Origin of the sequence: Halobacteriovorax sp. (assembly GCF_041587335.1) — a bacterium.
In the GTDB taxonomy this organism is placed as follows: domain Bacteria; phylum Bdellovibrionota; class Bacteriovoracia; order Bacteriovoracales; family Bacteriovoracaceae; genus Halobacteriovorax.
The window spans coordinates 17,199-38,961 of record NZ_JBFGYP010000010.1 but is presented as its reverse complement, the minus strand read 5'-3'; the positions used below and the strand labels follow the sequence as shown (position 1 = coordinate 38,961).

Annotated in this window: 22 protein-coding genes; 16 read left to right on the top strand and 6 right to left on the bottom strand. The window is 34.7% G+C overall.

The window, feature by feature from the left end; translation table 11 throughout:
* The first annotated feature begins 71 nt into the window (after positions 1-71).
* The gene (rpsU, locus tag ABX784_RS03085; RefSeq protein ID WP_372652422.1) at positions 72-302 is read left to right on the top strand and encodes a 30S ribosomal protein S21; all 231 of its coding nucleotides are present in this window, start codon (positions 72-74) and stop codon (positions 300-302) included.
* Positions 303-338: 36 nt separating this feature from the next.
* On the opposite strand, the gene ABX784_RS03080 is transcribed toward rpsU, so the two are convergent.
* The 3 genes from ABX784_RS03080 to ileS form a co-directional block, all read right to left on the bottom strand.
* A complete protein-coding gene (locus tag ABX784_RS03080) occupies positions 339-1,172 on the bottom strand; it encodes a hypothetical protein (RefSeq protein WP_372652420.1) in 834 nt (277 codons plus the stop codon).
* 49 nt (positions 1,173-1,221) lie between these two features.
* Positions 1,222-1,722: a hypothetical protein gene (locus ABX784_RS03075; RefSeq protein ID WP_372652417.1), complete on the bottom strand. Its 501-nt coding sequence runs from the start codon at positions 1,720-1,722 to the stop codon at positions 1,222-1,224.
* 145 nt (positions 1,723-1,867) lie between these two features.
* Positions 1,868-4,999: an isoleucine--tRNA ligase gene (gene ileS / locus ABX784_RS03070; RefSeq protein ID WP_372652415.1), complete on the bottom strand. Its 3,132-nt coding sequence runs from the start codon at positions 4,997-4,999 to the stop codon at positions 1,868-1,870.
* Positions 5,000-5,177: 178 nt separating this feature from the next.
* On the opposite strand from ileS, the gene ABX784_RS03065 reads away from it, so the two are divergent.
* From ABX784_RS03065 to ABX784_RS03050, 4 genes are read left to right on the top strand one after another with little or no spacing between them, the layout of a single operon-like run.
* Positions 5,178-6,584: a hypothetical protein gene (locus tag ABX784_RS03065; RefSeq protein WP_372652413.1), complete on the top strand. Its 1,407-nt coding sequence runs from the start codon at positions 5,178-5,180 to the stop codon at positions 6,582-6,584.
* Positions 6,571-7,230, top strand: coding sequence for a nucleoside triphosphate pyrophosphatase (locus ABX784_RS03060; RefSeq protein ID WP_372652411.1), 660 nt, complete (start codon positions 6,571-6,573; stop codon positions 7,228-7,230). The genes ABX784_RS03065 and ABX784_RS03060 overlap by 14 nt, the downstream gene beginning before the upstream one ends.
* Positions 7,220-7,597: a DUF167 domain-containing protein gene (locus ABX784_RS03055; protein ID WP_372652409.1), complete on the top strand. Its 378-nt coding sequence runs from the start codon at positions 7,220-7,222 to the stop codon at positions 7,595-7,597. Before ABX784_RS03060 ends, ABX784_RS03055 begins: the two co-directional genes overlap by 11 nt.
* Positions 7,594-8,070, top strand: a complete 477-nt coding sequence (locus tag ABX784_RS03050) for a hypothetical protein (RefSeq protein ID WP_372652407.1) — start codon at positions 7,594-7,596, stop codon at positions 8,068-8,070. The genes ABX784_RS03055 and ABX784_RS03050 overlap by 4 nt, the downstream gene beginning before the upstream one ends.
* Positions 8,071-8,081: 11 nt before the next feature.
* On the opposite strand, the gene ABX784_RS03045 is transcribed toward ABX784_RS03050, so the two are convergent.
* The gene (locus ABX784_RS03045; protein ID WP_372652404.1) at positions 8,082-8,291 is read right to left on the bottom strand and encodes a hypothetical protein; all 210 of its coding nucleotides are present in this window, start codon (positions 8,289-8,291) and stop codon (positions 8,082-8,084) included.
* 355 nt (positions 8,292-8,646) lie between these two features.
* On the opposite strand from ABX784_RS03045, the gene ABX784_RS03040 reads away from it, so the two are divergent.
* From ABX784_RS03040 to ABX784_RS03020, 5 genes are read left to right on the top strand one after another with little or no spacing between them, the layout of a single operon-like run.
* A complete protein-coding gene (locus ABX784_RS03040) occupies positions 8,647-9,630 on the top strand; it encodes a TRAP transporter TatT component family protein (protein ID WP_372652402.1) in 984 nt (327 codons plus the stop codon).
* A 15-nt stretch (positions 9,631-9,645) separates the two neighbouring features.
* Entirely contained in the window at positions 9,646-10,617 is a 972-nt protein-coding gene (gene dctP / locus ABX784_RS03035; RefSeq protein WP_372652400.1) for a TRAP transporter substrate-binding protein DctP, read from the top strand.
* Positions 10,617-11,111: a TRAP transporter small permease gene (locus tag ABX784_RS03030; RefSeq protein ID WP_372652398.1), complete on the top strand. Its 495-nt coding sequence runs from the start codon at positions 10,617-10,619 to the stop codon at positions 11,109-11,111. The genes dctP and ABX784_RS03030 overlap by 1 nt, the downstream gene beginning before the upstream one ends.
* Positions 11,105-12,376, top strand: coding sequence for a TRAP transporter large permease (locus ABX784_RS03025; RefSeq protein ID WP_372652396.1), 1,272 nt, complete (start codon positions 11,105-11,107; stop codon positions 12,374-12,376). The genes ABX784_RS03030 and ABX784_RS03025 overlap by 7 nt, the downstream gene beginning before the upstream one ends.
* Positions 12,377-12,384: 8 nt before the next feature.
* The gene (locus ABX784_RS03020; protein WP_372652394.1) at positions 12,385-13,977 is read left to right on the top strand and encodes a hypothetical protein; all 1,593 of its coding nucleotides are present in this window, start codon (positions 12,385-12,387) and stop codon (positions 13,975-13,977) included.
* Positions 13,978-14,025: 48 nt separating this feature from the next.
* Here ABX784_RS03020 and ABX784_RS03015 read toward each other — a convergent pair whose 3' ends face one another.
* Complete coding sequence (locus ABX784_RS03015; protein WP_372652392.1) at positions 14,026-14,679, bottom strand: hypothetical protein; 654 nt, start codon at positions 14,677-14,679, stop codon at positions 14,026-14,028.
* Between the two features lie 385 nt (positions 14,680-15,064).
* Here ABX784_RS03015 and ABX784_RS03010 point away from each other — a divergent pair, with 385 nt between their 5' ends.
* On the top strand, positions 15,065-15,553 hold the full coding sequence (locus ABX784_RS03010) for a hypothetical protein (protein WP_372652388.1): 489 nt from the start codon (positions 15,065-15,067) through the stop codon (positions 15,551-15,553).
* Here the strand turns inward: ABX784_RS03010 and ABX784_RS03005 are convergent.
* Positions 15,550-16,533, bottom strand: a complete 984-nt coding sequence (locus ABX784_RS03005; protein WP_372652385.1) for a bifunctional oligoribonuclease/PAP phosphatase NrnA — start codon at positions 16,531-16,533, stop codon at positions 15,550-15,552. The two genes, ABX784_RS03010 and ABX784_RS03005, sit on opposite strands and share 4 nt — an antisense overlap.
* A gap of 135 nt (positions 16,534-16,668) precedes the next feature.
* Between ABX784_RS03005 and ABX784_RS03000 the strand changes: the two genes are divergently transcribed.
* The 5 genes from ABX784_RS03000 to ABX784_RS02980 are packed head-to-tail and all read left to right on the top strand — an operon-like array spanning position 16,669 to position 21,742.
* A complete protein-coding gene (locus ABX784_RS03000; protein WP_372652382.1) occupies positions 16,669-17,559 on the top strand; it encodes an ABC transporter ATP-binding protein in 891 nt (296 codons plus the stop codon).
* The gene (locus ABX784_RS02995) at positions 17,552-18,277 is read left to right on the top strand and encodes an ABC transporter permease (protein ID WP_372652380.1); all 726 of its coding nucleotides are present in this window, start codon (positions 17,552-17,554) and stop codon (positions 18,275-18,277) included. Before ABX784_RS03000 ends, ABX784_RS02995 begins: the two co-directional genes overlap by 8 nt.
* A complete protein-coding gene (locus ABX784_RS02990; RefSeq protein ID WP_372652378.1) occupies positions 18,277-19,785 on the top strand; it encodes a Gldg family protein in 1,509 nt (502 codons plus the stop codon). Before ABX784_RS02995 ends, ABX784_RS02990 begins: the two co-directional genes overlap by 1 nt.
* Positions 19,785-21,068 carry a hypothetical protein gene (locus ABX784_RS02985; protein ID WP_372652376.1) on the top strand — a complete coding sequence of 428 codons (1,284 nt, stop codon included), beginning with the start codon at positions 19,785-19,787 and terminating at the stop codon, positions 21,066-21,068. Before ABX784_RS02990 ends, ABX784_RS02985 begins: the two co-directional genes overlap by 1 nt.
* Positions 21,068-21,742: a hypothetical protein gene (locus ABX784_RS02980; RefSeq protein WP_372652374.1), complete on the top strand. Its 675-nt coding sequence runs from the start codon at positions 21,068-21,070 to the stop codon at positions 21,740-21,742. The genes ABX784_RS02985 and ABX784_RS02980 overlap by 1 nt, the downstream gene beginning before the upstream one ends.
* The last annotated feature ends 21 nt before the right edge of the window (positions 21,743-21,763 follow it).

Here is a 21,763-nt window from a genome sequence, read left to right as displayed (position 1 = left end):
AGCTAGACCCTGATTTGGGTCCAAGGCCTTCAGTAGAAGGTAATATCAAGCCGAAGGGGAGGTGATTTCAAATGGCAAAAGACAAGAATTATTCAATTTTCATTTCAATTGATGACAAGCTTGGAGCAGAACGTTCTTTAAGAAAGTTTAAAAGACTTTGTGAAGCTTTTGGTGTTGTACGTGAGTACAGAAAGAGAAAAGAGTTCAAGAAGCCTTCTATCCGTAGAATCGAGAAGCTTGAGGCTGCAGAGAAACGTAGAAACAAATCTGCAAGCAAGATGAGAAGAACATCTAAAATCTAGTTGAAATATAAGGCCCTCTTTTAGAGGGTCTTTTTTTTATCTTCTGAGTATTAATTTTAAAATTTGATTCCATCTATTGTGCATAATATTTGTGACTTTGACTTTACTTAAAGGAATGTCATAATTTCCTTTGGTCATATTCTTGTGGAAGCTGTTCCAATCAATATTCAATCTCTCTAAATTATTTAATAGATAGTCCTTATCATTTGGTAAGAGAATTCTTTGTTCAAGAACTCTTATGAATGAAGTCCATACATTATCAAACTCCACTCTATATTCATGAAGAACTAGAATATTTAACTTTAGGTCAACAACTTTGAGAGAGTCATGAATAATCCTTTCTATATGGATTGGTGCTTTTGAATATCTTTGAAAGTCTGTTCCTCTCAACATTTTAAATTCATCGAAGTGGTGGTTTACTTTTGAGTTGGATAGAACAAGTTCCTGAAGAAGAACATTGAATGCTATAGAGTCATCAATTCTATCATCTATGAGTTTATAGTTACTAATATTCTTATAGAGCATTGATTCAAATAGCTTTAGCTTTCTTGAGAAGTCCTTGATCTGTGTAGCGCATTTATCGTTAAGAGCAATATCCCTTTGATCGCAGAACTTAGTTAGCTCCACTGATTCAAGGTAGAGCTGTCGAAGGTTTCTTCTAATGTTGATAACGGGTTCAGACTCAGGAGAAACTTTTTTTAATATATGAAAGAATTCATTTATTATACTTCTCATTTGAGGTTTAGCGTACCTTCTAAAGCTTTCGTTGCTCATCTTTATATCGGATTTTTTAATCGTATAAAAAGAATACTGAGCAACTGTCGCATGTGAAGTGAAAAGAATAAATAGTACGGCAATGATTGTCTTCATCAATCAATTGTCGATTTAATAAATAGTTTTGTCAAAGATTCGAGTGAAACTAAGCAGCAGTTTTATAAAGTGATTTAAATGGTGTTACCCAAGAGTCTTCACTGTAGATAAAGTTAACAGAAATATTCTTCTGTCCATGCTTACTTAACTTCTTTGGAATAAGCTCTGTAGGAGTATCTACTAGATCAAAAGAGATTTGTAACTCTTTTGGAATTCTTCCCATAGAGATGGCCGCAAGGCAGATGTAGCTTCCAAAGTCTTGTGTATGTACTTTAATGTTTTTAGAGGATTCTGGAAGAGCGTTTACGAATTCTTCTACGTATTCTAATAATGTTTTTGGATCTAGTGAGAGGTATTGTTGAATGATTTTTCTATGGTCTAGGCTTAATTCTCTTTTTTCTTCTTTTGTTAGCTTTAGCTGGGAGTGGGAGCACATAAGAGTATCAGTGAAGGATAGTTCTTTTTCTGGAATATCAAATTTGAGTAGAGTCTTTCTTTGATTTCCTGAGACAAGTTTAATCTGTCCCTTAAACGGTTGTGAGCATGCCATAGTTCTCTCCAGAAAGGTTTTTTCCTTATATAGACAATAGTTTATATCTATTCGGCAGGTTTTCACTCAATTTTAGCTTAAATTTAGAAAAAAATGGTCAAGTATATAAAATCAGGAGAAATAAATATTTCTCCTGATTTTTTATTTAGGCTCTAATAATGGACAGCTTTAGGTTTAGGTCTTCAATTTTGAACTCAGTACCAGAATTTGAGTCATTTTGTGTAATTGAGTTGGCCAGTGTTTCACCTGAGATATACTCATTGTGCTTACTTACTGCCGAAACAATTTTCTCATCTCCACTGAACTCAATAGTGATTCTATCATCAATATTTAGTCCACTTTCCTTTCTATGACGTTGAATTCTATTAACAACTTCTCTAGCAAGACCTTCTTCTAGAAGCTCGTCAGTGAGAACTACATCCATATCAATAGAGATATATCTATTTGAAAGAGCTTGAGTTCCTTCTTTTGCTTCTCTAAAGATGTCGATGTCTTCAGTAATGAAAGTTTCATCGTTAAGAGTGATCTCACCCTTCTCTTCAAAGAGTGCAAGCTCAGCAGCTGTTAGTCCTTGGATTAGTTTTCCAAATTGTCCCATTCTCTTTCCTAGTTTCTTACCTAGGACTTTGAAGTTTGGTTTTGCAAATAACTTAATAAACTCATCTTCATGAGTTGAGTACTTAATCTCTTTAATATTTAGTTCTGTTTGAATATAAGTTTCAAGCTTAGAGATCTCATCTAGTAATGATTGATCTTTATGAATAATTGTTAAGCTCGCCAGTGGAGTTTTAACTTTAATTTGAACTTGATTTCTCTTCTGTCTACCAAGAAGAATAAGCTGTTGCATTCTATCAACTGCATCTTCAAGTCTTGGCTTTATTTTACTTTCTTCAGCTACAGGGTACTCGCATAGGTGAACAGATTCAGCTTTCTCATTTGAGTTAAACTTCTTAAGTTCTGCGTATGTGTACTCTGCAAGAAATGGCGTGAATGGGGCCATACACTTTGAGATCTCTGTTAGTACGTAGTGAAGAGTAGAGTAGGCAGCGCACTTATCGTCGTTAAGTCCTTCTCCCCAGAAACGTGCTCTGTTTAATCTAATGTACCAATTTGTTAAATCTTCAATAAAGTTAAATAGCGCAGGAACAACATTGTAGAGTTTGTACTCTTCCATTTCTTTTGCGATATCTTTTTTCATCGTTTGAAGTTTAGAGATAACCCATTGATCAACAATGTTGTCACCTTCTTTAAAATTCTCTACAGCACTCCATCCATCAACTTCAGCATATGTTTGGAAGAATTTAAATGAATTAAACCAAGGAAGAAGAGCTCTTCTTACCATGTCTTTAACTCCGGCGTCTGAGAATCTCTGCTCTTCACCTCTAACAAGACCAGAGTTAATAAGATAAAGTCTAAGAGCATCAGCTCCGTACTCTTCCATTAAACTGTCAGGTGGAGTGAAGTTTCTTAAACTCTTAGACATCTTCTTACCGTCTTCGGCCATTACTAAACCATTAACAATTACATTTTTAAATGCTGGCTTATTAAATAGTGAAGTCGAAAGAACTGTAAGTGTATAGAACCAACCTCTTGTTTGATCTAGTCCTTCTGCAATGAACTCTGCAGGATAACCTTGCTCAAATACTTCTTTATTCTCAAAAGGGTAGTGAAGTTGTGCGTAAGGCATTGAACCTGATTCAAACCAGCAGTCAAATACTTCAGTGATTCTCTTATAAGTTCCTTCTTCCCCGTCTACTGTGAATGTAACAGCGTCAGCGTGTTCTCTATGTAAGTCTTCTAGTTCAACACCTGAATACTTTTTAAGTTCTTCAATTGAACCAATACAGATACACTTCTCAGTCGTATCATTTTTCCAGATAGGAAGTGGTGTTCCCCAAACTCTGTTTCTAGATACGGCCCAGTCTCTTGCTCCCTCAAGCCATTTCCCGAAACGACCTGCTTTAATATGTCCCGGTACCCAGTTGATTTGAGAGTTAGACTCTAGAAGCTTCTCTACATTTTCTTCAACTTTGATATACCAAGAAGGAATTGATTTATAAATTAGAGGAGTATTTGATCTTGGGCAAAATGGATAACTATGCACAAGAACAGATTGCTCATATAGTTTTCCACTATCTTTAAGGTCTTTTATGATTTGCTTATCAGCGTCTTTTACATGAACGCCTTGATATGGGGCCACAGTAGCTTTGAACTTACCAGCATCATCAACTGGACAAACAATTGCAGTAATTCCCGCTTCTTTCATGATTCTATTATCATCTTCACCAAACGCTGGAGCAGTATGAACAATTCCTGTCCCGTCATCGACAGTTACATATCCGTCATTTAGAATTTGGAATGCTCCTTCTTCTTTTAGTTCAGAGAAGAAGTCAAAAAGTGGTTCGTAAGTCTTTCCTTTTAAATCACTTCCTTTTAGCTCTTCTACAACTGTTAGGTTTCTCTTTTTAGAGTAGTGCTCAAGTCTAGCTTTACCTAAGTAGAAGAAAATATCTTTATCTTCATCTTTTACTTTTACGTAATCAATTTCAGGACCAACACATAGACCTAGGTTTGATGGTAGTGTCCATGGAGTAGTAGTCCACGCAGCAAAGTAAGTATTCTCTTCACCATCAACTTTAAATAGTGCCGTTACAGCTGGATCTTGAACATCTTGGTAGTTTGAAGAAGCTTCAAAGTTTGAAAGAACTGTTCCAAGCTCTGTTGAGAATGGAACAACTTTAGTTCCTTGATAAACAAGGTTCTTTTCCCAAAGCTGCTTAAATACCCACCAACATGATTCCATGAAAGTAGGGTCCATTGTTTTATAATCATTTTCAAAATCAACCCAACGACCAATTCTTGAAACTGTTTTCTCCCACTCAGAAGTGTATCTTTGTACAATTCCTCGGCATTCATCGTTATATTTCTTTACACCAAATTTCTCAACAGCGTCTTGAGCTGACATACCAAATTTTTTGTCAATCTCGTGCTCTACTGGAAGACCGTGACAGTCCCAACCAAAACGTCTCTCTACAAATCTTCCCTTCATTGTCCAATATCTTGGAACAATGTCTTTTAAAGTCGATGCTAGTAGGTGACCGTGGTGAGGAAGACCAGTCGCAAATGGAGGACCATCGTAGAAAATATATGGCTTCTTATCACGAGTGTTATCTAAAGATTTTTTGAAAATATTGTTTTCTTTCCAAAAAGCTAAAATATTATGTTCATTACCAACGAATGAAAAACTCTCTTGATTTGAATTTTCTGTTTCTGACACGAAATTGCTCCAAATTGATACTAGAAATTAGTGGTTTTAAAGGCCAAAAGATTATCAAATTCTTTATGAAATTAATAGCTTATTCTTGCTGTGCGTTCTTTTGAGTCAATAATTGCCGGCGAGGTGAGTTTCTTAGGTGAGAATTCTATTAAAGCTCTTAAATTCCGATACTTTATACATGAAAAACTTATTTATAACTCTACTTCTCCTATTTAATTCAACACTGGTCTTGGCCCAGAGCGAAAAGTACAAAGAGAATTATTACTATCAGGGAGTGAAAAAGAACCTTGTGGAGTGGGATAAATTAGATCCAGTAGACTATCTAGACTATGACCTTTGGCTTCGAGACCTTAAGTTGAGAGATAAATGGCCACAATGGGAAAAGACTATTCGTGAAAAGAATCAACGTGAAAAAATAGGGAAGGTTCTCCACTGTGTAGGAAAGTGTCGTTTCTATAGAGGTATTGGTTATTATAACGGACAGTTTAGGTCCACGGTTTTAGAGGGTGATGAAATTCACACTGGTGAAGATAGTTACGCTTGGGTTTTTCTATTTGATGGAACTATGGTCAGACTATCTCCCTATACATCTATCACATTCAAAGAGTTTAATTTAGGAAAGGAAACAAACTTTATTCAAGCAAGAATCAATTCAGGAAATGTTCTATGGTTGAGTAGAGAGAGAGAGAAGTTTGTAGAGACTAATGAACGTGAAACAGATGGACTCTTTTTACCAATGAAGTTTTATGACGCTTTACCAACTACAGAGAAGTCTGAGTACGATGAGAATAATCTTCTTTCTTATCTAGAAGAGAGTAAGGCAACAATTAATCAATATAAGCGATTGAATAAATTGATAGAGGAAAATAATAGTTTATTTCCTAATAGGAAAACATTCTCATTTCTAGTTACGCCTAATGGCTCTATTTCTGGAGAGTCTTTAAATATTGAATTCATCTCATTGGTAGGTAATGAGGGATATCTAAAAAGAAGAAGCTTCCAGCAATTGGGGCTTGTTGGTGAGGGTAATGATAGAGAGGCCCTTTTTTATTACAGAGGATTTGATAATAAAAATGTATTCGAAATCAATGATTACTCTTGGTATAAGATTGGCGAAAAAGGAAGAGTTATCTCTACTCACGAGGAGAGCAATCTCTTTAGAGTGGGGGAGTTTATTACTAAGAGAATCCCAACAATCTTTGTAGCTAGAGAGCTACTTTTAAAAGAGTATAGTGGGTTTATGAATAAGTTAGAGGATGAGAATACTCTAGGGCTGAAATATGGCTATAGAAAATGGGGATCCTTTAGTGACCCTAAAAGTGATCTTAGTTTAAGATTTTCATTTCTAAAAGAGTATTCAAGAAGAATGGAGACATCAAACCTTCTTGCGTCTCAAAGATTAAGAGAGAAGTTAAAGTCTTTAGGTGGAGAGAATCAAGACATGACATATTCTTCAAAATTCTTTAATCTTGCTCTTATAGAGTTTAAGCGCGGTGAAGACCTTAAGACATATATGAAGACTGATGGTGAAGTCTTAAATTCAACTAAAAAGAAATTTTGGAAGATAATCAATGAAATTAAATAAAAAAATGAAACTAGTTTTAGCGAGTGGTAGTCCTAGAAGAAAGGAGCTACTTGGTTGGTTGAATATACCATTTGAAATTAAAAGCTCTGATGTTAAAGAGATCACTGATAAGGTAAATTCATTTGAAATTGCTGAAGATCTTGCAGCTTTAAAAGGACGAGATGTTTTTAATATTCTTTCAAAGAGAGAAGATTTTGGTAAAGAGTATTTACCATTTATTATCTCTTCAGACACGATCGTAACCTTAGGAGATAAGGTTTATGGAAAACCAAGTGGAAGGGAAGATGCTAAGAGAATGCTCCTAGAGCTCGAAGGTAAAGAGCATAAGGTTATTACAGCAGTCTTTTTCTCATGCTTAGATGAGGATGGTTCAACTAGAGAGAGAGTCTTTTCTTGTGAGAGTGAAGTTACTTTTGAGAAAATTGACAGAGACCTTCTTGAACTTTACTTAGCTAGTGGCGAGTCTTTAGATAAGGCCGGAGCCTACGGAATTCAAGGACAAAGCTTGTGTTTCATATCTAAAATTAATGGATCATATTCAAATGTCGTTGGTTTTCCAATTACAGATTTTCTAAGAGAGTTTAAAGAATTCCTCGGTCATAGAGATTCTGTTGATGGTGAGTGGAGAGACTTGTTTGAATCTTAACCATGAAGAAAAGATAACTAAAAAACTTAATGATTTAAATATTAAATTCTTCAACCTAAAGACTATAGGTGAAGATCTATATTTTGAATTAGACATTTGGGCAAAGCCTGGTTCTAAAGTTGAGAAGCACAGTGTTGGTGAAAATGGTGAGCTTATTCTCTATATAAAAGAAAGGGCAATTGAAGGAGCTGCCAATAAAGGCTTCATAAAGTCTCTTTCCAAAATATTTTCTATTCCTAAATCTTCAATTGCTATTTCAAAGGGCTCAAAATCTAAGTTTAAGAGATTTTCTTTTCAATTAACTTTTACAGAGCGTAAGAATATCGATTACTATTTAGACCAGTTACAAAACGTAGTAGGAAAATGAAAAAGATAGTCATTCTATTAACTATATTCTTAAGTTCTCAAGCAGTCTTTTCTCAAGCAAAGAAGTCTTCTTTCGATTACACAACTGAGATTCATACTAAAATCTCTAAGATTAAAGTTGTGGCGCCTGAGGATTTTATAGGTGAATTAGAAGACCTCAAGGTAGATCTTGAAAACTTCTTTGATCATAAGAGAAAGGTTTGTAATGGTGAGTTTTCTTCGCTTATATTAGTTGCTAGTGCATCTAAAGATGGTGGGGGTAATAAGCTTAGTGATGAGGAGAGAAGTCTCTGTTTCCGTGAGCTAAAGGCCCTTCAAACAACTTATGTGAATAACTTATTTCTTGCTAGAAAAAGGTTTCTAACTTGGTCTTTTGAAAAAAACATTAAGAGTTTAGATTCAGAAAGAGAAAAGGCCATCAAGAGCTTGCAAGGAAGCTTTGATAAGAAAGGTCTAGGGAAGGAGAGTAGGTAAGAACCTCAACTCTACTTTTCCAGAGATTCCTCAATATTTAACTTTGTTCTCTTCATCCCAACAGCAGTTCTCGGTCTTAAGCTCTTAACTCTGTTAAAAGATCTAGACGGCTTTAAGCTTAAGCTTGGCGCTGCAGATTTCTTAACTGCTTTAGTAAGATCCTTAACATCGATTACGATCTCTGAGTCTTGTGTGTGAATTGTTTCGTTAGAAGTGTTCATCACTTTCTCCTTAGTTTAGTGTGTCTGATTTTTGTTCACCCTCAGATCCACTTATAAGAAGTCAAGCGACTTAATTGAAGATCTTAGGTCGGCACTACGGCCATTCTCAAGTTTTTTAACAACGGCAAATCCTTTAGCCTAAAATTGCTATATCTTGAACCATATCGGTCAAAAACTGTTTAAACTTAACTCGATTTCTCGAGGTCATTTATTAGTATTTTAACACATTCTGCCAAAAAAAGCACCCATTGCAATAGGAAGTTCTGACCGCATGCGTAGTCGGTTGTAAATAGCTGAAATCTAGGGCAATCTAGAAAGGTATTTCTCAAATTTTTGTCAAAAAGGAAGACGTTTTATGGCCAAGAACCAATCTCTACTCCAAGTGTTGTCACTTTTTACACTTATACTCCTAACTAGCTGTGGATCCGTACAAAAAGTTGCTGTCGGAACTACAGGAAGCCTAATGTATGAGGCAACGAAGGGACTAGAGACCCAGGGAAACTGGGATAACTTCAAAGATGGCACTTTAGCCAACTTAACTCTTGTAGATGGCCTACTACATTTAAAGCCTGAAGATACGGAATTATTAGTGACAGCGATTAAAGGGTATACGGGTTATGCCTTTGCTGTGAATGAAACTCTCTATCTTGCTGATTACTATCAAGACATAATGGATAGTAAGAATAAGAATCAAGCAATTTACAACTATGCTAAGGCCTTCTCTTATGGACTTAAGTTCCTAGAGAGCGAAGGTATCTCTTGGGACACATTAATTAAGTCACAAAACAAAGAGGGTGGAGTAGTTGAAGTTCTAGATAATCACCTTTCAAAGAATATGCTTCATTACGAAGGTGTGCTCTTTGCAGCTCAAGCTCTTGGAGGAATGATTAATCTTCAAAAAACAGATATGGCCCTTGTAGCATCTCTTCCTGTTGTGAAAGGGATGTTTGATTGGGTATGTACAAACAAGCCAGATATAAACTTTGGTACATGCCAAATTTTCTATGGAACATATGAAGCAGCACGTCCAAGAATGCTTGGTGGTAATCCTGAGAAAGGTAAGGAAATATTTCTTAAGCTTATCGCTGAACAACCAAATAACTGGTTAGCAAGAGTATCATTTATACAATATTATATTATTCCAATGCTAGAAGAAGATGATTATGCTACCCAGAAATTCTTTATGGAAACTGCGACACGCAAGCACTATAAAGAACTTCTTGGTAAGCCTTCACGTCCTACAGAGAAGGACTTTGAGGAGCCAAGATTAAGGCTTTATCAATCATTAGCAGTGAAGAGATTTGAGATAATTAAGAAATATGAAGAAGATTTATTTTAAAAATAGGTGATAGAGATGAAAAAAATTATTACAGCATTTGCATTTAGTTTATTTTTTTGCGCTAACTCTTTTGGGGTAACTCTTAAAGTTGGTGTTCTTGCTCCGGAAGGAACAAATTGGTCAAATAGCTTAAAGAAGATGGCCAAAGAAATTAAAGAGAAAACAAATAAGAAAGTAAAAATTAAGTTTTATTTTGGAGGATCTCAAGGAGATGAACCAGATGTTCTTAGAAAGATCAGAGTGGGTCAGCTTCATGGTGGTATTTTCACAGGGAAAACTCTTGGAGATATTAATGGAGACGTAAGAGTTGTAGAGCTTCCATTTACTTTTTACCACGACAGAAAGAAAGCGCTAGGTATCGTTGAGAAAATGGAGCCTTTCTTTAATAAGAAATTTGAAGAAAATGAATTTAAAAACTTAGGGTTCTTTGAGATTGGAAACGTTTATTTTGTTTCTCAAAAGAAAACTGACTCGTTAAAAAATATGATGGGAGTTAAGATTTGGTCATGGGAAGGGGACACTCTTGTTTCAACAATGATTGAAACTATGAAGTTTGTATCTGTTCCGCTACCGCTACCAGATGTTCTTTCATCACTGTCTACTGGAATTATTCAGGCCGCTTATGCTCCACCTCTTGGAATTATTTCTCTACAGTGGAATACAAAAATTAAGTATGTCATAGATTTACCAATATCATTCTCAGTAGGTGCATTTCTTTTATCTGATAAAGGATGGGCTAAAGTTAAGCCTGAGTACAGAAAAACTGTAGAAGAAATTGCTCAGAAATATATTAAAGAAGTTAATGCTGGTAACGACAAAGACAATAACGATGCTCTTACAGCAATGAAAGCACAAGGGATAGAGTTTCTTAAGTTCTCTGATGCTGATGTAGCGAAAGGAAAAGAGCTTAGAAGCGAAGTTGTTGGAAAACTTAAGGGGAAGCTCTTTTCTGCTGAAGCTCTTAAGATGCTGGAGAGTAACTTATAATGAAGTTTTTTAGAGTCATAGATCAAATAATTGAAAAGTTATCTACATGGACACTTCTAGTAAGTGTCCTTGGTATGTTAACGTTGAGTGTTTTGGCCATTGTTCTAAGATGGTTTAACTTTACACTTCATTGGATTGAGCCTTTTGTAAGACATTTGGTTTTTCTTAGTACTTTCCTTGGAGGAGTACTTGCTACAGGGCGAGGTACTCATATCGGAATTGATATTCTTGGGAAGTATTTAGAGTCTATCCACAGTGATCTTCTCTATAATTGGATAAGAAGAGTTATATCTTTGGCATCTTTTTTAACTTTAACTTGGTTAATTTATGCTTCTTATAACTTTTTATTAGTAGAGCTTAAATATGGTAAACCTGTTTTTTGGGGAATTGAGAGTGGTTATTTAGTTGCCATTATTCCTTTTGGTTTTGCTTTAATTGCCTACAGATTCTTTTACTTATTTATTAGTTCATTTAATGGGAGGAGAGCATGTTAGAGATTTTCTCATTTCTTGGAATTATAATATTAGCTATTTTAGGGGTACCACTTTTTGTGATCATGTCCCTTGCTGCTCTGACTGCATTTAGTTTTACTGATGTTGAAACGTCTGCTGTTGCTGTTGAGATATATAGATTGTCTTCAGCACCAACTCTTTTAACTATTCCTCTCTTTACTTTTGCTGGTTATATTATGGCCGAGTCAAAGTCTCCCCAAAGGCTTCTTCGCTTTGCTGAAGCGGCTCTTGGATGGTTACCTGGTGGGGTAGCGATTGTGAGTCTGGTTATTTGTGCGTTCTTTACAGCATTTACTGGAGCAAGTGGAGTAACGATTATTGCTCTTGGTGGACTTCTCTTTCCAATATTAAAAAATGAAGGTTACACCGAGAAGTTTAGCTTAGGACTGATTACAACTTCGGGCTCTCTTGGATTGTTATTTCCTCCTTCGTTGCCAATTATTCTCTATGGGTTAGTTGCTAAAGTTGATATTGATCAATTATTTATTGCAGGGATTATTCCTGGGATATTATTAATTGTTATTCTTTCAGCCTGGTCAATTAAGAATGGTACTTTATCGGCCTCCAATAAGAAGTTTGAGCTTGCTGAATTTGTAGCTGCTTTTAAAGGATGTTTTTGGGAGGCCATTCTTCCTGTCGGTGTTCTAGTTGGTATTTATGGTGGATTTACAACAGCAACTGAAGCTGCAGCCATTACTGCTTTCTATATTCTTATTATTGAATGTTTCGTCTATAAAGACCTGGATATTGTTAAAGATATTCCTAAAGTTACAGCTGACAGTATGAGTTTAGTTGGTGGAATTCTTCTTATTCTATGCTGTGCCCTTGGGTTAACAAATTACTTAGTAGATGAAGAAATACCAATGCAGATATTAGATTTTATGAGAGAGTTTTTAACGAATAAGTATTCGTTCTTATTATTCTTAAATATCTTCTTATTAATTGTTGGTTCACTGATGGATATCTTCAGTGCCATTATTGTTGTAGTTCCTTTGATTGTTCCAATTGCTCAAGAGTTTGGAGTCCATCCTGTTCATCTTGCAATTATCTTTTTAACAAATCTTGAAATAGGTTATATTACTCCTCCTGTTGGAATTAATTTATTTATTTCATCTTTTAGATTTAAAAAGCCAGTCACTGAACTGTATAGAGCATCTTTTCCATTTTTAATTCTAATGCTTGTTGCTCTTGCAATTATTACTTATGTTCCAGACTTAAGTTTAATGCTTATTGGTGAAGGGAAATAGATTACTATATGTTAAAAAAGAATATAACTTCAATACTCTTACTTGCTCTTTCTTTAAATGCTTGGGCAAGTAAGACTATCTCAAATGATTACTATGATAGTACTTTCGTTGGTGAGCAACCAACGCCTTTATATCATGGACCAATATCTCCAGAGTATTCTCTAAATAGCTCTAATGGAGAAATTGTTTTTGAAGATGACTTGTATTTTAAAAACTATCTTCCAAAACTTATTGAAAAAGAAATTTTTGATTTAAGTGAGATGTGGGAAGTTGAGTTTCCTACAAAATCTAACTGTCCTGATTATTATTTAAATGAAAATATTGAATATATCAGATATCTCTATAGATTAATTACAATTAGTTATCTATTTGAAAGTCTGAAAGAAAACTACTCACTAATGTATGAGATCGATGGTAACGAAAAACTTTGTTCACTAGATTGGAAAAAAACGTTAGGGATGTGTAATCCTAAGTCTATTGAAATGAAGAAGTTTGTGAAAAGGGCCAAAACTAGGTATTTAAAAGATTGGAACCCTGCGGCCTTAAATAAGCTCAATAGTACCGAGAGAGCAGGCTGGATTCAAAACTTTAAAAGTTTAACTCCAAGAGGTGTTGCTAAGACAAGAACGTATAATAGGCTAGTAAAGAAGGGAGTTGCTCCTAAGAACTTTACCCTTAAAAAATCTCACCAAGAGCTAGCAGCTATTTGCCACGACGATAAAGACCTTTTAGTTAAGCTGTGTTCAGAGCAGGATGATGTTTATGGACTAAGTTCTGTACCAAAAGCAATTGAACTACTATATGAATCTAATGCTTCTAACGTTATTAATACTGGTGGGCATGGGCTTAGTTGTTTAAAGAGATACTCTTCTATCTTATCAAGCAAAGAGAGAGTTTACCCTGAACTTGAACTTATCTTTTCACTGATCTCTAAGCAATTAGAGGCGAGTAAATCTCGTTACGTTCAAGGTGATCTATTTCTTCCAGGTGCTTTAAAAGAGTTTGATGACAAAGGTTTAGGGGACTTTTTATTTGTTGAAAAGAAACCGGAACCAAAGCCAGAGCCTAAGCCTGCTCCAATTATAATTGTAAAGCCAAAGCCTAAGCCAAAACCTGTTGCTAAGCCTGTAGTCGTAGCAAAACCAAAACCTGCACCTAAGCCTGTTATTCCTAAGAGAATTGTTATTAAGCTTTCTGCTTTTGAACAAGCTGTTCAAGATTTAAACACAAAGAGATTAAAAGTATCTCGAGTTGACATGGCCAAGATGAAGAGAGATTTTGTTTTCTCTGACACAATGGTTGAAGCTTTAAAGATACCTCTTAAAGATTATCAAACTAGAGAAGCTCTTTCTGATATGAGAAAGTATGATGGATTAGGTCAACGTACTGAGCCTATGCGACTGATCTTTTTAAAGTACTTAATTGAAAACAATCTACATCAAGGTCTCTATAATATTGTGTCAATTGTTGGTGAAAGGTTTTGGTTACTTAATGATATTGATGGAAAGACTGAACCTGTTTACGTTGAAATTTTAAATAACAATACTACAAGCTATAAATGGCAGATAAATATTTTAGATTTTCATAGTGTGAAGAAATAAAAAAGGGGAGCGAATGCTCCCCCTCGAAGTAATTATTTTAATACTTGATTAGTATTTCTTTGCTTGTTTTTTAAGTCTTTTCTTAACTGAGCTTTTCATATCTAGCATTAATAAGAATCCACCATTTTCTCCATCTTGATCTTCACCAACTAAAGAAAGGTTACCAACTCTATCTCCACCTGCGTAGAATCTAGCTGTGATAATTGAGTTCTCAAGGTTAAGACCTTTTACTGGAATAAAGATTCCAAAGATATCTGGTCCTAAATAAACACCCATGTTGTTAAACTTCTCAATACTAAATGCAACTGCTGGTAAACGACCACTTGCTACACCTGGTAATGCTCTACCGCCTGGAAGTGACTGTGGATCAAGGTTTGATAGACTGCCATCAAATATATCATCAAGTGAAATTGATACTGCCATTAATGTTCCATTTGACTGAAGGTCTGGAGACATTTCAATATACGAATTAGGGTATTTTGGAATTGCATATCTTAATCCACCTTGTAATTGAAGATTATCAAATACCATTGTGATTAAAACATCATCCTGCTGTAGTGATACTACAGGACCTGTAACTCCAGGGATTTCTAGGTTTGCACCATCTTTACCGCTTCCACATGAAGTTGTAAAAACAGACACTGATAATAGTAATGACATAAATACGAGCTTTGATCTCTTTGCCAGTTCCATTGTTCTCATAAATTCTCTCACATTTTTTTTAGAAACGTCGTTTCTAATAGATATCTAAATAAGAACTAACAAATTACGGACAATTCGAGCGGACGTACAACTTAAAGTCTTTATTTAGAATTTTTCTCTCACCTTTTTTTATGAAGACCAAGATTAACATTCTGATAACTTTGGTCAATTACTAATCGGAGGCACTTTAGATTTCTTGAGCTTTTTGCTCGGCTTTAATGTAGAAGTCCTTTAATTTTAGACTCTTAAACTAAAGAAAAGATTAATATCGCTTTTTGTTTAATGCCTATTTTTTTAGACACTCTATTTAGTTGATGTGCCAAAAATGTCAGTGAGAAAGAGTTTCCACGGTGAAACTTAAATATAAATTAGCTATAATAGCTATATGAAGGTCTTTACAACATTTAAAGAAACATTACCTGCAGCAAATGAAAACTCTAAACGTAGAGGTCCAAAAAAGAATGGTCCCTCAAAAGTGAAGAAGTCTTATAGACCGCCAAGAGAAAAACTCTCTGCTGAAGATATAAAGGCGAGAGTTGCTCAAAAAACTGCTAAGCCAGATAAGAAAGTTGAAGTCACTGCAGGAAAGCAAGTCAGTACATTCATGTCTGAAGAAGCAGCAGCTGCAAAGCCTGCGATTAGAACAAAGCCTTCGACTGCAACGGCCGTAAAAGGATTAGGTAATCCTGAAGAGATTGAAAAGTCCTCTGGTGGAGAAGAAGCTAAGAAAGTTCTACTTCACTCAGATGTTCAAAAGAATGATCCCAAAGATACAAATGTTCAAGAAAAGTTAAAAGGGTTACTTAATTCAAATGGCTTTGGCTGGAATGAAAAAGAAAGGGCCGCCCTCTCCGAAATATTAGGTAAGAACTAGTCTTTACTCATATCAATCATCTTCTGTATTTTCACAACTGATGATTTTACAATATCTTCCATTTTTCCTTCTAATACTGTTGCCGCAGAGTGGTTATGTCCACCACCACCAAGGGCCTGGGCCATAATCCCGACATCAATATTAGTACAAGCTGATCGCATACTTAATTTCACCGATGTCCCATTTTCTCTGAACATACAGGCAACTTTGATATTATCTAAAATTAATAAGTGATTGATAAATCCATGAGTATCTTCTGCATCTGATTGATGCTTTTCAATCATTTCTTCGTCGAGAGTTATCCAGGCAACTTCCTCAGTTTCGTTAGTCTGCGCGGAAGTTAGGACCTCTCCAATGAGTCTCATATAATCAATCTTCTTAGTACCATTGATCTGATTGAATGCTTCAGGAGGCCTTACTCCAGCATCCATAAGTTTAGCGATCAATCTATGAGTATTTCCAGATACGGTAGGGTATCTAAAGCTAGATGTATCAATAAGGATTGCTGTGTAAAGAGCTAAAGACATTTCTTTAGTAAACTCAACACCAAGTCCTAAAATAAGATTCCCTACTAATTCACCAGTGGCCGCCATAGATGTATCTATACAGTGAATGGCCTCAAGCTCTTTAGCGCAAGGATGATGATCAATAAATAGAAGATCTTTTGAGCTCATTACGAGCTCCTGAGTATTTTTTCCAATTCTAGGCAGGCTATTTGTGTCTGCTACTATGAAGAGGTCAATTTCTTTGAAGGGTTTTTCTAGGTACTCATCATAAGAGATGATTACATCTAATGGGTCTAAGTACTTATACCGGTCGAATAATTTTTTTTCATTTACACAAATAGCATTCTTGCCAAGCTTTTGAAGGGCCATGCAAAGAGCAATTTGACTTCCTATGCCATCGGCATCTGGAAAAATATGTGTCGTAATGACGATAGTCTGAGCATTTTTAATGTGTTCTTCAAATATCTTATTCATAACTCATCATATCGGTAACTAAGCGATAATTCTTGAAGAAAATACGTAATATCTAGTATTTTGAACCTAGTTAGGCTTTAACTTTATCTATTTCTTTTGCTAGGATTAATTATAAAAATTTCGTGAGGTGATTTTATGGAAGAAAAGGCCATCCGAGTTGAAAATGTTCATAAGAGCTACTCTTCGACTGTAGCGTTAGATGGTATTTCCTTTGAAGTGTCTAAGGGGAGTATTCATGGTTTCCTAGGACCTAACGGTGCTGGAAAATCAACAACAATGAAGATAATTACAAACGAGCTAACTCTTTGTTCTGGAGAGGTGTTTGTAGATTCTAATAGGCCAATAGGTTTTTTACCTGAGATCCCACCATTGTATAAACATATGGTAGTTGAAGAATTCCTACAATTTGTAAAAAATATTTTCGAATCACAAGTGGATTTGTCAGGTATTCTCGAAAAATGCGGAATAGATAATGTTAAAGGCCGATTGATAGGTAATCTATCAAAAGGATACCAACAAAGAGTCGGTATTGCTCAGGCCTTAATCGTTGATCCTGAAATTATCATTCTAGATGAGCCTACTGTAGGGCTTGACCCTCATGCTATTAAAGAAATACGAGAATTAATTCTCTCTTTAAAGAAAGATCATACAATTTTATTTTCAACACACCAGCTGTATGAAGCAAGTAACCTCTGTGATGAAGTGACTATCATTAATCGTGGAAAAATTCTTAAGACTGGAAAAATTGAAGATGTAAAACGAGATCTTGTGACTGGAGAGATCTTTTTAATCGAACTTGATTCCAGACTTTCTGATGAAGACTGCGAGGAATGTGAAAAAGAATTCAATGTAGAAATTATTAGAAAAGAAACAGAACTTAGAATTACATCTAAAGGAAATGAAGACTTGCGAGGAAGAATTAATAGATTTCTATTAGACAGGAATTATATTGTGAGTTCATTAAAGATTGAAGAAATGGATTTAGAACAAATTTTTGAACAAGTGACGAGTGAAAAAAATGTTTAATATATATAAAAGAGAATTAAAAGAAGCTCTGTCTTCACCATTATTTTATATTTTATGTGCCATCTTTATTGGTATTACTGGGTGGATATTTTACTATCGAGTCTTGGCGTCTAAAGAATTTGTAGGTTCAAGCTTAACTTCTAATGTGTTGATTCCTCTATTTGGAATGATTAGTTCATTATTTATGTTTTTAACTCCACTGCTGACAATGAATTCATTTGTTGAGGAGAAGAGGTGTGGGACACTTGATTTACTGATGAGATCTAAAGTAGGACTTTGGAATATCATTATTGGTAAATACCTCTCTCACATTACTCAAATCATTTTTATGCTCATTCTATCTCTTATGTTTCCAATGATCTTAATGTTCTCTGGATATAGTGATTGGGGAATTGTTCTTAGTGCTTACTTAGGTTTAATTTTAAATATTAGTACTTATGTGTTGATTGGAATGTTTGCTTCTTCAATATCTGGAAATCAAATTGTTTCTGGTTTTATTTCTTTTTCAATGATCTTTGGAGTTCTTTTACTAAACCTTGCAGCGAACTCCACAAATAACTTTATAGTTGGGCAATTGCTTAGCTATCTAAATAATAACTCCCACTTCGTTCACTTTGTCCAAGGTGACCTTAGAAGTTTTAGCTTTGTGTACTTTCTTTCTTTTATAGGACTATTTATGATGTTTATAAATAAGTCTCTTAATTCGAGGAGATGGTAATGAAGAGTTTTCTATCAAATTTACTCATTGCAGTTAATATAATTCTTTATTTAGCTAGTATATTCCTATGGCTTTCAGTTTCTGACGAGATTTACCTAAATGTAATCGTTTCGTGTGTTGCCTTGGTTTTAACATTGATTTTACTTATTGTTTTTAGGAAGTCTTTTAAAGCGTACTATACAAGTTCACAGTTTAAGCACTTAGCTGACGCCTTGATTGCTTGTTTCCTAGTTGCTTGTATCACTGGAATGGTTAATTATCTGGCCTTTAAGAATCCAGTTCAATTTGACTTATCTCAAAAGAAGTTACACTCACTTAAAGAGCAGACCTTAAACGTATTGAACAATTCAGATGGAGAAGTGACCATTGATGTTTATGCTAGAAAAGAAAATTTTCAAGTTATAAGCACTTTACTTGAACTCTATCGACTTAATAAGTCTGATTTGAAGTTTAATTTTATCGATGCAGAGTCTAATCCAAATTTAGTACAAAAGAATAATATAACGATTCTTCCTACGCTTATTGTTTCAAAGGGAGAAAAGGTTGCTAGAGCTATAAAGACTAGGGAGCTTGAGTTAACTAATGCTATTTTAAAAGTGAGTAGAGAAAAAGAAACTACTCTTTGTGTGGATAGCTCTCATTCTAAATTTAGTTGGTACTTAGATGGTCGTGATCATCATAGCTCTCTTAGAAATCTCTTAGAAATGGAAATGTATAAGGTTGAAGATATTAAGCTTGTTTCTGGTGAGCCGATTGCTAGTTGTGACGCTTTAATTCTTTGGGCCCCAGAGATTGATCTAAATGAAAATGAAATAAGTGCTCTCAATGCATTTCAAGAAAGTGGGAAAGCTTTATTAGTGGGAATAAATCCTCAGTTTAATGGAGACACAATTCCTAATTTAAGAAAATATTTAGCAGAGCAAGGAATTAAGGTTCATAATATTCTCTCTATTTCTCCTGATTCTACTATTGATGGTTCTAATGGAGCTGCACCAATTGCAAAAACATTTGCTAAAAGTCATCCGATATTTGAAAACTTTACTGAATACGTATTCTTTCCTCTAGCAACAGCTGTTACTTTTTCAGGGGACTTGGGGCTAAAGGCCGTTGAGTTAATAAAGTCTACAGGTGAGAGTTGGGGAGAGTCTGAATTTCTTGATTTAGCGAATAAGAAATTTGATAAAGGACGAGATCTTCCAGGCCCTATTAACTTTGCTGTGAGTAGAGAGTTTGGAAATGGCGGAAGAGTTGTTGTTTTTTCAAATACTAGTTTTGTTTCTAATACTTATACGAAGTTCACAAATAACTTTAAAGTACTTGTTAATACGGTTTCATGGTTAACAAAGAATGATCAATTGATCAGTTTTGATCGAATTACTATGAAAGATGAGCCGTTATTTATCAGTGCTCCTCAGTTAGGAGTGATCTTCTTTTTTAGTGTGTTAATTCTTCCAATTTGTTTGATTGTCTTTTCAATCGTTCTTTACAAAAGGAAAGGGAAGCTGTGATGAAAAAGAATTTAGGCTTATTAGCTCTTTTAATATGTTTAATCTCTGTTACTTACTTTACACAAGAAAAGAAAGGGTTATCTGATGAAAAAGAAAGGGATAACAATTCTAAGATTATAGATTCGTCAATGTATGGAGACTTAATAGAGCTACAAACTCCTTTTAGTCATATTAAGAAAAATAAGAACTTATTCATAAACTTTACAGATGGACATAAAGTTGACCCCAAGAGAGTAGATGAGTTCTTGAGTCGCTTATCACAGATTAGGGCCACAAAGTACTTAAAGGATATTTCTCCTGATCAGATGGGAGAATTTTTTCCTGAGAAGCATTTGAAGATGACTTTTACTTTTGAAAACGAAGTTCTTGAATATCAGTTAGGTAAGAAAGTTAATTTCTCTCAAGATTTCTATATTGCTTTTAAAACAAAGAATAAAGATATGGTAATAGCTCTTGCTAATGATAAAATGCCGTTTGAAGGTATGGTCAATAAACAAGATGAGCATCGATCAGATCATAAGTATAAAAGAGTAAAGTCTCTTTTCAATTTACCTTCTAACTTCTTTTTAGATCTCACTATATTTGATCAAGAGGAACTAGAAAGATCAATTGTATTTTCAAATATTAGAAATGAATCATTTGCAATTGACTTTAAGTCAGGAACAACAAATCCTCCTCCTCAACATCCAATTGAAGTTTCAAAGACAAAGATGGAACATTTAAAAGATAAGCTACTCTCTCTAAGAGCACTTAATTATCTAACGAATGTGGATTCAACTAAGTTTTCTCGTACGGTAGGGTCTATTAAGACTGAAGAGGGTCTGTATACTATTTATGAAAAGTATAAGAATGATCAGTCTTACTATATCTTTAATCCAAAAAATAATCTTTATTATCAATTTAATGCTGGCGAACAAAAGATCTTACTCTTTAATATTCAAAATGTTTGGAACTTAAGAGTTTTAGAAGAGCTGGGGTCAGATGTAAAAGTTACTTTCGATAATAATGAAACTCTAGATTTAGAAGTCCATAGAATGGGAAGTGAGGCGATTAAGATCTTCAAATTACTTCTAAATCCTGCAGCGTATATTGTTAACGAGAAAGATGTTTCTAGTTTCAAGAAGTGGAAACTAAAGCTAAATGTAAACAATAGAGAACTTGAAGTATCTTTTACAGACTCTGAAATTATAGTATTAGATAGAAGTTTGAAAATCACTTATCATTATATAAGATATAGTAAAGAGCCCGTAAGTATTGACCCCGATAAATATAGAGTTAAGTAATGAATCAGATAGTAAAAGAATACATTCTAACATTTCTTCATCCTTTTAAAACTCACGATGTTTTAAGAAACCTTAGAACACGTCAAAGGCCATTAGCTCTTGCTAGTGAAGTTCTGACAGAACAAGAAGATGAAATTGCTGGTCTATCATTCTTAGAAGTGATGAGTATCTCTTGGGTAATGGTAATCATTAGTGGACTCTATTCTGTGGGAATGATTTACTTTGGATATATTACGGGATCATTTATGAGCGAGTCTGATTCGCTCTCTTCTTTGATTTCTGAAAATATGTCACTTGAGTACCAGAAGATTTTAATTTCTTGGTCTATTCTTCAAGTTATTATTTTTCCTATTACACTTTGGTTCTACGCAAAGCTTTGGACTGTAGTCATAAGATTCTTTGGGAATCTCTTTGAGTTTGATGGTGATGTAGAAAGTGTTACGTCTCAAGTTGTGAACCATTCCATAGTTACAAATCTATTCTTAGTTATTCCAATATTTGGAGAGATGATTAGACACTTCTCTTCAATTATCTATCTCTTTGCTGGACTTAGAAATAATATGTCTTTTTCTATCTTGCAGAGCTTAATAGTAGTTTGTTCTCCATTAATTATATTTGTTCTCTTTATTTTGCTTGGGATTATCTATTTCACATCTCTTTTTGCGATGCTTTAAAACACATCCTGTTTTGACTTA

Coding starts and splice junctions, on each gene's coding strand:
- rpsU (WP_372652422.1), top strand. CDS start 72: ATGGCAAAAGACAAGAATTATTCAATTTTCATTTCAATTGATGACAAG.
- ABX784_RS03080 (WP_372652420.1), bottom strand. CDS start 1,172: ATGAAGACAATCATTGCCGTACTATTTATTCTTTTCACTTCACATGCG.
- ABX784_RS03075 (WP_372652417.1), bottom strand. CDS start 1,722: ATGGCATGCTCACAACCGTTTAAGGGACAGATTAAACTTGTCTCAGGA.
- ABX784_RS03065 (WP_372652413.1), top strand. CDS start 5,178: ATGAAAAACTTATTTATAACTCTACTTCTCCTATTTAATTCAACACTG.
- ABX784_RS03060 (WP_372652411.1), top strand. CDS start 6,571: ATGAAATTAAATAAAAAAATGAAACTAGTTTTAGCGAGTGGTAGTCCT.
- ABX784_RS03050 (WP_372652407.1), top strand. CDS start 7,594: ATGAAAAAGATAGTCATTCTATTAACTATATTCTTAAGTTCTCAAGCA.
- ABX784_RS03045 (WP_372652404.1), bottom strand. CDS start 8,291: ATGAACACTTCTAACGAAACAATTCACACACAAGACTCAGAGATCGTA.
- ABX784_RS03040 (WP_372652402.1), top strand. CDS start 8,647: ATGGCCAAGAACCAATCTCTACTCCAAGTGTTGTCACTTTTTACACTT.
- dctP (WP_372652400.1), top strand. CDS start 9,646: ATGAAAAAAATTATTACAGCATTTGCATTTAGTTTATTTTTTTGCGCT.
- ABX784_RS03030 (WP_372652398.1), top strand. CDS start 10,617: ATGAAGTTTTTTAGAGTCATAGATCAAATAATTGAAAAGTTATCTACA.
- ABX784_RS03025 (WP_372652396.1), top strand. CDS start 11,105: ATGTTAGAGATTTTCTCATTTCTTGGAATTATAATATTAGCTATTTTA.
- ABX784_RS03020 (WP_372652394.1), top strand. CDS start 12,385: ATGTTAAAAAAGAATATAACTTCAATACTCTTACTTGCTCTTTCTTTA.
- ABX784_RS03015 (WP_372652392.1), bottom strand. CDS start 14,679: ATGAGAACAATGGAACTGGCAAAGAGATCAAAGCTCGTATTTATGTCA.
- ABX784_RS03010 (WP_372652388.1), top strand. CDS start 15,065: ATGAAGGTCTTTACAACATTTAAAGAAACATTACCTGCAGCAAATGAA.
- ABX784_RS03005 (WP_372652385.1), bottom strand. CDS start 16,533: ATGAATAAGATATTTGAAGAACACATTAAAAATGCTCAGACTATCGTC.
- ABX784_RS03000 (WP_372652382.1), top strand. CDS start 16,669: ATGGAAGAAAAGGCCATCCGAGTTGAAAATGTTCATAAGAGCTACTCT.
- ABX784_RS02995 (WP_372652380.1), top strand. CDS start 17,552: ATGTTTAATATATATAAAAGAGAATTAAAAGAAGCTCTGTCTTCACCA.
- ABX784_RS02990 (WP_372652378.1), top strand. CDS start 18,277: ATGAAGAGTTTTCTATCAAATTTACTCATTGCAGTTAATATAATTCTT.
- ABX784_RS02985 (WP_372652376.1), top strand. CDS start 19,785: ATGAAAAAGAATTTAGGCTTATTAGCTCTTTTAATATGTTTAATCTCT.
- ABX784_RS02980 (WP_372652374.1), top strand. CDS start 21,068: ATGAATCAGATAGTAAAAGAATACATTCTAACATTTCTTCATCCTTTT.